We start from the raw sequence: 658 nt of genomic DNA, 5'->3' as shown, positions 1-658 counted from the left end.
CTTCGATTGCACCTTCAACGGCATCTTTTGCGTCTTCTGCCACTTCTTTAACTTTAGAAACTACTTTTTCAGCAGCTCCTTCTTTTTCTGTTTTCTTGTCGCCAGTCAATTTACCGACACCTTCTTTGATTGCACCTTTTGCTTGGTTTACTTTTTCTTCTGTAGACATAGTCTTACCTCCATGTGTAATATCTTTAAATTTTAATTATGAAATAATCTTGAGAATATTTGATTCTATATCAAAAGAAAATCGACTTTTCGCTTAAATCTAATGAGAAAATGTGTTACTACTCAATTAAATTGAATAGTGCATTACTTAGGATTATTTGATCATATTGGCTTTTAGCCTTTATAATCTGATTGTTAAACTTATTATGAAAAGAATTAAAATTAGTAGAGAATATGTTGATCTAACACGAAAAGTCGATTATACTTATGACTTATTTGTCATCACCTTTAATCATATTTTTAACGCCTTCGATTGCACCTTCAACGGCATCTTTTGCGTCTTCTGCSACTTCTTTAACTTTAGAAACTACYTTTTCWGCAGCTCCTTCTTTTTCTGTTTTCTTGTCGCCAGTCAATTTACCGACACCTTCTTTGATTGCACCTTTTGCTTGGTTTACTTTTTCTTCTGTAGACATAGTCTTACCTCCAT

At 32.8% G+C, this 658-nt stretch carries 2 protein-coding genes; both read right to left on the bottom strand.

Annotated elements, in window-relative coordinates; genetic code table 11:
* A partial coding sequence (locus tag ADF75_RS10170; protein ID WP_082162653.1) for a CsbD family protein occupies positions 1 to 169 on the bottom strand: 169 nt, incomplete at its 3' end.
* A gap of 271 nt (positions 170 to 440) precedes the next feature.
* Positions 441 to 644, bottom strand: a complete 204-nt coding sequence (locus tag ADF75_RS04160; RefSeq protein WP_048789255.1) for a CsbD family protein — start codon at positions 642 to 644, stop codon at positions 441 to 443.
* Positions 645 to 658 lie beyond the last annotated feature (14 nt).

This window comes from Streptococcus sp. 1171_SSPC, assembly GCF_001069335.1.
Classification (GTDB): Bacteria; Bacillota; Bacilli; order Lactobacillales; family Streptococcaceae; genus Streptococcus; species Streptococcus xiaochunlingii.
This window is presented reverse-complemented; position numbering and strand designations above follow the sequence as displayed.